This is a genomic window from Azospirillum sp. (assembly GCF_050789165.1).
In genome coordinates, this window is sequence record NZ_JBOZRT010000086.1 from 1 (window position 1) to 7,014 (window position 7,014).

8 protein-coding genes are annotated in these 7,014 nt (G+C 69.4%); 5 read left to right on the plus strand and 3 right to left on the minus strand.

Translation table 11 applies throughout. From position 1 onward, the window contains the following. Both ACRWK7_RS18955 and ACRWK7_RS18960 read left to right on the plus strand, forming a co-directional pair. Nucleotides 1–575, plus strand: a 575-nt coding sequence (locus tag ACRWK7_RS18955; protein WP_431857847.1) for an NAD-binding protein, incomplete at its 5' end; no start/stop codon positions are given. 12 nt (nucleotides 576–587) lie between these two features. Next, nucleotides 588–2,222, plus strand: a complete 1,635-nt coding sequence (locus tag ACRWK7_RS18960; protein ID WP_431857848.1) for a pyruvate, phosphate dikinase — start codon at nucleotides 588–590, stop codon at nucleotides 2,220–2,222. 3 nt (nucleotides 2,223–2,225) lie between these two features. Here the strand turns inward: ACRWK7_RS18960 and ACRWK7_RS18965 are convergent, their stop codons facing one another. Continuing rightward, on the minus strand, nucleotides 2,226–3,155 hold the full coding sequence (locus ACRWK7_RS18965) for a histone deacetylase family protein (RefSeq protein ID WP_431857849.1): 930 nt from the start codon (nucleotides 3,153–3,155) through the stop codon (nucleotides 2,226–2,228). A 49-nt stretch (nucleotides 3,156–3,204) separates the two neighbouring features. Continuing rightward, a complete protein-coding gene (locus ACRWK7_RS18970) occupies nucleotides 3,205–3,654 on the minus strand; it encodes a CBS domain-containing protein (RefSeq protein WP_431857850.1) in 450 nt (149 codons plus the stop codon). A 356-nt stretch (nucleotides 3,655–4,010) separates the two neighbouring features. On the opposite strand from ACRWK7_RS18970, the gene ACRWK7_RS18975 reads away from it, so the two are divergent. Continuing rightward, nucleotides 4,011–4,217 (plus strand): hypothetical protein, encoded by a 207-nt coding sequence (locus ACRWK7_RS18975; protein WP_431857851.1) that lies wholly within the window; start codon nucleotides 4,011–4,013, stop codon nucleotides 4,215–4,217. Nucleotides 4,218–4,311: 94 nt separating this feature from the next. Here the strand turns inward: ACRWK7_RS18975 and ACRWK7_RS18980 are convergent, their stop codons facing one another. Next, a complete protein-coding gene (locus tag ACRWK7_RS18980; protein ID WP_431857852.1) occupies nucleotides 4,312–4,752 on the minus strand; it encodes a GNAT family N-acetyltransferase in 441 nt (146 codons plus the stop codon). Nucleotides 4,753–5,227: 475 nt separating this feature from the next. Here ACRWK7_RS18980 and oxlT point away from each other — a divergent pair, with 475 nt between their 5' ends. Together oxlT and ACRWK7_RS18990 are read left to right on the plus strand one after the other, a co-directional pair. Further along, nucleotides 5,228–6,478, plus strand: a complete 1,251-nt coding sequence (gene oxlT, locus ACRWK7_RS18985; RefSeq protein WP_431857853.1) for an oxalate/formate MFS antiporter — start codon at nucleotides 5,228–5,230, stop codon at nucleotides 6,476–6,478. Between the two features lie 247 nt (nucleotides 6,479–6,725). After that, the coding region (locus tag ACRWK7_RS18990) for a 2-dehydropantoate 2-reductase N-terminal domain-containing protein (protein ID WP_431857854.1) at nucleotides 6,726–7,014 on the plus strand (289 nt) is incomplete at its 3' end.

Below are 7,014 nucleotides of genomic sequence, written 5' to 3' on the forward strand. Positions count from 1 at the left end.
CCATCATGGTCGGCGGTCCCGACAAGGCGTTCGAGACGGTCCGGCCGCTGTTCGACAAGATGGGCAAGAACGTCACGCTGGTCGGCGGCAACGGCGATGGGCAGACCACCAAGGTGGCCAACCAGATCATCGTGGCGCTGACCATCGAGGCGGTCGGCGAGGCGCTGCTGTTCGCCTCCAAGGCGGGGGCCGACCCGGCCAAGGTGCGCCAGGCGCTGATGGGCGGCTTCGCCAGTTCGCGCATCCTGGAGGTGCACGGCGAGCGCATGGTCAAGCGCAGCTTCGATCCGGGGTTCCGCATCGAGCTGCACCAGAAGGACCTCAATCTGGCGCTGTCGGGGGCGCGGGCTCTGGGTCTGTCGCTGCCGAACACCGCGACCTGCCAGGAGCTGTTCAACGCGTGCGTTGCACAAGGCGGCAAGGCGTGGGACCATTCCGCCATGGTTCGAGCGCTGGAGCGGCTGGCCGGGCACGAGATCGGCCAGACGGACGCGGCGCCGGACGAGGATAAGACCAGCCTCGGCTACGTCCTGCGGCTGATGGTCGGGGCCTGCGACGAGCCGCAGCCGGCCTGACGGGAGGGCGCGATGCGGGATCCGGCCGGTGCGAGACGAGACGGACGCGGGTCCTGGGTGGTTGCGTTCGGCGACGCGGTGCCAGGCGATCCGGTGGCGACGCTCGGCGGCAAGGGGGCGGGGCTGGCGGCCATGGCGGCGCTCGGCATCCCGGTGCCGCCCGGATTCACCATCGTCGCCGAGGCCTGCCGCCGCACCCTGGCGACCGGCGCGCTGCCCGCGGGCCTGACGGAGAACGTGCGAGCGGCGCTGCGCCGCCTGGAGGGCGAGGCCGGCGCCGGCTTCGGCGATCCGCGCGCCCCGCTGCTGGTGGCGGTGCGCTCCGGCGCCCGCGCCTCCATGCCCGGCATGATGGACACGGTGCTGAACCTCGGCCTGAACGACGCGACGGTGGAGGCGCTGGCGGCCCGCGCCGGCGACGCGCGCTTCGCCTACGACTGCTACCGCCGGCTGATCCAGACCTACGCGCACGTGGTGCTCGGCGTCGCCGAACACCGGTTCGAGGCGATCCTCGACGCCTGCAAGGCCGAGCGCGGTCTGGCACTCGACGCCGATCTCGGCGCGGAGGACTGGCGCCGCATCGTCGCGCTGTACCACGACGAGGTGGAGCGGCGCGCCGGGCGCGCCTTCCCGCAGGACCCGGCTGAGCAGCTGCATGAGGCGATCGCCGCCGTCTTCCGCTCCTGGACCAACCCGCGGGCGGTTGCCTACCGGGCGCTGCACGGAATCCCCGACGACTGGGGGACGGCGGCGACGGTGCAGTGCATGGTGTTCGGCAACCTCGGGCCGGACTCCGGCACCGGCGTGGCCTTCACCCGCGACCCGTCCACCGGCGCGCCGGGCCTGACCGGCGAGTTCCTCGCCGACGCCCAGGGTGAGGACGTGGTGTCCGGCACCCGCACGCCGGGCCCGCTGACCGACCTGGAAGCGCGGATGCCCGCGGCCTACGCCCACCTGCGCGTCATCGCCGGGCGGCTGGAGCGGCATTTCGGCGACGTACAGGACATCGAATTCACCGTGCAGCGCGGCCGGCTGTTCATCTTGCAGACGCGCACCGCCAAGCGCTCCGCCGCCGCCGCGGTGCGGATCGCCACCGATCTGGTACGCGAGGGGATCATCGACCGCGCCGCCGCGGTGCGGCGGGTGGATCCGTCGCTGCTGGCCGAGCTGCTGCGCCCGACGCCCGATCCCCGGGCCCCGCGGACGGTGCTCGCCACCGGTCTGCCGGCTGCGCCGGGCGCCGCCTGCGGCGCCGTCGCCTTCACGTCGGAGCAAGCCGTGCGGATGGCCGGGCAGGGGCGGGCGGTGGTGCTGTGCCGGCCGGAGACCTCGCCGGAGGATGTCTACGGCATGCACGCGGCCTGCGGCATCGTGACGACGCGCGGTGGCTTCACCAGCCACGCCGCCGCCGTGGCGCGCAGCCTGGGCCGGCCGTGCGTGGTCGGCGCCCGCGGCCTGCGTATCGACCTCGTGTGCGGCGAGATGACCTCGGCACAGGGGATCACCGTCCGGGCCGGCGACACCGTGACGGTCGACGGCACCACCGGCCAGATCGCGCTGGGCGCGGTGCCGATGGTCCGGCCCGAGCCGTCCGGCGCGGCGGCCGTGCTGCTGGAGTGGGCGGCCGAGCTGGGCGTGACGGCGTAGTCGTCACGTCCGCATCAGCGCCTGGAGATGAGCGGCGCAGCCCTCGGCGAGGCCGACGGGGTCGTAGCCACCCTCCAGGACCGAGATAACCTTCCCTCCACAGTGCTTGTCGGCGAGCGCGACCAGCTGCCGCGTCGCCCACTCGAAGTCGGCGTTGGTGAACTGCAGCTGCGCCAGCGGGTCGCGCGCGTGGGCGTCGAAGCCGGCGGAGATGAACAGCAGCTCGGGCGCGAAGGCGTCCACCGCCGGCAGCACGTCCACCTCCATGGCGCGACGGAACTCGGCCGAGCCGGAGAACGGCGGCAGCGGCGCGTTGACGATGTTGGCGGCGACGCCGTGCTCGTGCGCGTAGCCGGTGCCGGGATAGAGCGGCGCCTGGTGCGTCGAGGCGAAGAACAAGCCTGGATCGGCCTCGAACATCGCCTGCGTGCCGTTGCCGTGATGCACGTCGTAATCGACGACGGCGACGCGGGTCAGGCCGTGTGCGGCGCGCGCGTGGGCGGCGCCGACGGCGACGTTGTTGAAGACGCAGAAGCCCATGGCGCGCGCCGGCTCGGCGTGGTGGCCGCACGGGCGGACGGCGCAGAAGGCGCGCAGCGCCTCGCCGGCCTGCACCGCGTCCACCGCCGCGCAGACCGAGCCGGCGGCGCGCAGGATGGCGCCGCGCGATCCGGGCGACAGCAGCGTGTCGGCGTCGAGGCGGACGTAGCCGGTGTCGGGCATGGCCTCCAGCACCGCCTCCACGTAGTCGCGCGCGTGAACGCGCGCGAGTTGGTCGACGGTGGCCTCGGGGGCATCGCGGCGCTCCAGGTGGCGGAAGGCGTCGCGGTCCAGCGTCTGCCAGACGACGTCCAGCCGTTCGGGACTCTCGGGGTGTCCCGGGCCGGTGTCGTGCTCGAAGCAGTCGCGGTGGGTGAAGATGAGCGTCGTCATGGAATCCCCGGCCCCGGAGGGCGCGCCGGGCGCCCCCCGAGGATGTGGTTCAGTGGTGGGCAAAGACCAGCGCCTCCCCCTGCGGCCGCTCGTGCGCGATGAACTCGTCGAGCTGCAGCCGGGTGAAGTCGCGGGCGCTGATCACGCCGACCAAGGTGCCGTCGTCGAGCACCGGCAGGTGGCGGATGTGGTGCCGGCTCATGAGCTGGAGGACCTCGTGCAGGCTGTCGGAGGGCGAGCACGTCACCGGTTGGCGGGTCATCAGCGACGAGACCGGCTGCCGCAGCAGGGCACCGCCCTGGTCGAGCAGCGCGTAGACGATGTCGCGTTCGGACAGCATGCCGGCGACCGCGTTGCCCTCGGTGCGGCAGACGTCCTTGACCACGAGGGCGCTGATGTTCTCCGACTTCATCAGCCGGATCGCCTCGTCGATGGTGGAGCCCGAACGGACCGTGACGACCCGGGGCTCCTTGGCGCGGAGAATGTCCTCAACCCTCATGGCATGCCCTCCTTGAAAACGGCGGCCGCGTCGCGGCATCGCTGCTTATATTGGTATACCAAATACAGTATGGCAGTCAAACAGTTTCCGTCGCGGAGGATCGGCGCTTTGGGGGTAGGGGCGGAGAGGGCGCGCGACTCGCCTGTGCGTGGTACCGGTCAAGAGATGCCAAGCGGTGCGGGGGTAAACGCGCTGCGGCCTCCCCGTCGCGTTGACATGGCGTTCTGCGCTGCAGCATGCTGAAAGTGCATTTCAGGTATTGCGTACCTGGTATACAAAATTCCTTGTACCTTCAGCGCGGCTGAGGCATAAGGGTGTCAGGCACAGACGGAACCACGACGACGGGAGTGACGGCCATGCTGGAGATCATCATCCTTTCCCTCGTGCTGTCGGCGTTCGGCGCCACGGTCCATCACGTCCTCGGCCGGCGGCTCGGCACCATCGCGGCCGGCGGCGGGGCGGTCGCCGCCTGGATGCCGGAAAGCCGGTTGCGCCGCGTCCGCACGGAGGTCGACGAGAGCGTTTCCGGCCCGACCTGGGCCAGCTTCCCGCGCGCGTTCTGACGCGCGGGCGTCTCCATCCCCCTCATTTCCGCCCAATGAAAAAGGCGGCCCTCGCCGGGCCGCCTTTCGTCTGTCCGGGATCCGCGGGGGCCGGTCAGGCCAGCGGCAGCACCAGCTGGAAGGCTTTGATGGTCATCCGCTTGCGGTGGTAGAAGCGGTGGGCGTCGCCGCGCTGCACGCCGGAGATGATCTCCATCTGCGCACAGCCGCGCTCGCGCGCCTCGTTGGCCAGCCAATCGAACAGCTTGTCGCCCAGGCCGAGGGAGCGGTGCCTGGCCGAGGTGACCAGATCCTCGACATACATATAGCGGCCGCGCGACAGCGTCTCGTGGACGCGGAAACCGCCGCAGCCCGCCACCTCCCCGCCGACGCGCAGGACCGCCAGGTTGTAGCCGTCGTCCATCTGCCGGCGGACCTGATCGCGGAAGGCGGTCGCGTCGGTCAGGTGGGTACGGAGTTCCTTCACGATGGGATAGCTCGCCGCAATGTCGTCGTCGGTGCGCGCCAGGGTGATCTCGATGGCCTGCTCGCTCATGGGTGTGGTCCCTCCCTTATATAAGGTGTCCGCCTAACTGGCCTCTGGTATACAGTATGCCATTGTGCGGCGGCGAACAAGGGGCCTCGTTGGAAGGTATCGCGCCGGCCGCAGAGGCATAGGCGGCAAGGCCAATCCAGGCGCCGATTTCAGGCGGGGACATAGCCGAAAGAGATTCGGAACGCAAACAATCGGCGGCGCAAAGAGTGCTTGCGCGGCTTTTGGCATCTGGTATACCTTATTCCTAACACCGATCCGCGGCGCATCGCCCGCGACCGCGGGATCAACGAACTCCCGGCCGGCAAACGGCCCAGCTGACAGGCGGCCCCACTCGCCCGTGTACCGCCTCCAGCCAACAAAGAAAAAAGCAAGAGCGACAAAAATAGCATCGTCGACAAGCTCGCTTCATAGGAGGAAGAGAGAAATGCACGAAGTGCACGCGGGAGGAAGCCAAGGCCCATTCGGTGGTCGTTGGATGCAGCTGGTCATCGGCGTTATCTGCATGTCGATGATCGCCAACCTCCAGTACGGCTGGACGCTGTTCGTCACGCCGATCGAGGAGAAGTATCATTGGGGCCGTGCGGCGATCCAGGTCGCCTTCACCATCTTCGTGGTCACCGAGACGTGGCTGGTGCCGGTCGAGGGCTGGTTCGTCGATAAGTTCGGCCCGCGCATCGTAGTCCTCATCGGCGGCGCCCTGTGCGGCATCGCCTGGGCGATCAACTCGGTCGCGGACTCGCTGGCGTTGCTGTACCTGGGTGCTGCGATCGGCGGCATCGGCGCCGGCGGCGTGTACGGCACCTGCGTCGGCAACGCGCTGAAGTGGTTCCCGGACCGCCGCGGCCTTGCCGCCGGCCTGACCGCCGCCGGCTTCGGCGCCGGCTCTGCGGTCACCGTCGTGCCCATCGCCAACATGATCCACTCCTCCGGCTACGAGGCGACGTTCCTGTACTTCGGTATCGGCCAGGGCGCGATCGTCTTCCTGCTCGCCTGGTTCCTCGCCGAGCCGAAGCACGGTCAGGTTCCGGAAGTCAAGAAGTCGGGCATCGCGCAGAGCCGCGAGAGCTACACCCCGATGCAGATGGTCAAGACCCCGGTGTTCTGGGTCATGTACCTGATGTTCACCATGGTCGCCGCCGGCGGTCTGATGGCCACCGCGCAGCTCGGCCCGATCGCCAAGGACTTCCACCTCGACGGCGTGCCGGTCTCGATCATGGGCCTGACGCTGCCGGCGCTGACCTTCGCGCTGTCCATCGACCGCGTGCTGAACGGCCTGACCCGTCCGTTCTTCGGCTGGGTGTCGGACAACATCGGCCGCGAGAACACGATGTTCATCGCCTTCGCCATCGAGGCGGTCGGCATCATGGCGCTGAACCAGTGGGGCCACAACCCGGTGGCGTTCGTCATCCTCACCGGTCTGGTGTTCTTTGCCTGGGGTGAGATCTACAGCCTGTTCCCGGCCTGCTGCGGCGACACCTTCGGTTCGAAGTTCGCCACGACCAACGCCGGCCTGCTGTACACCGCCAAGGGCACCGCGTCGCTGGTCGTTCCGTTCGCCAACGTGGCCGTCGCCTCGACCGGCAGCTGGCAGGCGGTGTTCTTCTTCGCCGCCGCGGTCAACGCCATTGCCGCTTTCCTGGCTCTGTTCGTGCTGAAGCCCATGCGGGCCCGGCAGATGTCGGCCACCGAGCAACCGTCAAAGCTGGTCGTCGAACACGCCAAGTAACCCGCCGCGTCGAAACGGATGCCGGGCCGGAGCACCCCTCCGGTCCGGCATTCGCGCGTCCGGAGCTTGGGATTCCGGGGGATTTCCACAGCGTGGACAGCGCCATTTTCCGCGTTGACATACGGTATCTGGTATACCAAACTCGGTATTTGTTGGGGCCGCCGATTGCTTGGCGCTCCGACCAACAGGCGCATACCGACAGCATCCAACACAAAGACCGTAAACGGCCAAGCGGGAGAGACGCGGCATGAAGATCTGCATCTTTGGCTCCGGCGCCATCGGCGCCTACATGGGCGTGCGCCTGCACCAAGCCGGCGCCGAAGTCAGCCTGATCGCCCGCGGCGCCCACCTCGCGGCCATGCGCGAGAAGGGGGTGCGCCTGCTGGCCAAGGACGAGGACGTCACCGTCCACCCGCGCTGCACCGATGATGCCGCCGAGCTGGGACCGCAGGACTACGTCATCGTCGCGCTGAAGGCCCACTCGGTGCCGGGCGCGGTGGAGACCATGCGGCCGCTGCTGGGGCCGAACACCACCG

What these genes read in the sequence shown, in the direction of transcription:
- ACRWK7_RS18975 (WP_431857851.1), top strand. Translation starts at nt 4,011, where the DNA reads ATGCTGGAGATCATCATCCTTTCCCTCGTGCTGTCGGCGTTCGGCGCC.
- ACRWK7_RS18965 (WP_431857849.1), bottom strand. Translation starts at nt 3,155, where the DNA reads ATGACGACGCTCATCTTCACCCACCGCGACTGCTTCGAGCACGACACC.
- ACRWK7_RS18960 (WP_431857848.1), top strand. Translation starts at nt 588, where the DNA reads ATGCGGGATCCGGCCGGTGCGAGACGAGACGGACGCGGGTCCTGGGTG.
- oxlT (WP_431857853.1), top strand. Translation starts at nt 5,228, where the DNA reads ATGCAGCTGGTCATCGGCGTTATCTGCATGTCGATGATCGCCAACCTC.
- ACRWK7_RS18980 (WP_431857852.1), bottom strand. Translation starts at nt 4,752, where the DNA reads ATGAGCGAGCAGGCCATCGAGATCACCCTGGCGCGCACCGACGACGAC.
- ACRWK7_RS18970 (WP_431857850.1), bottom strand. Translation starts at nt 3,654, where the DNA reads ATGAGGGTTGAGGACATTCTCCGCGCCAAGGAGCCCCGGGTCGTCACG.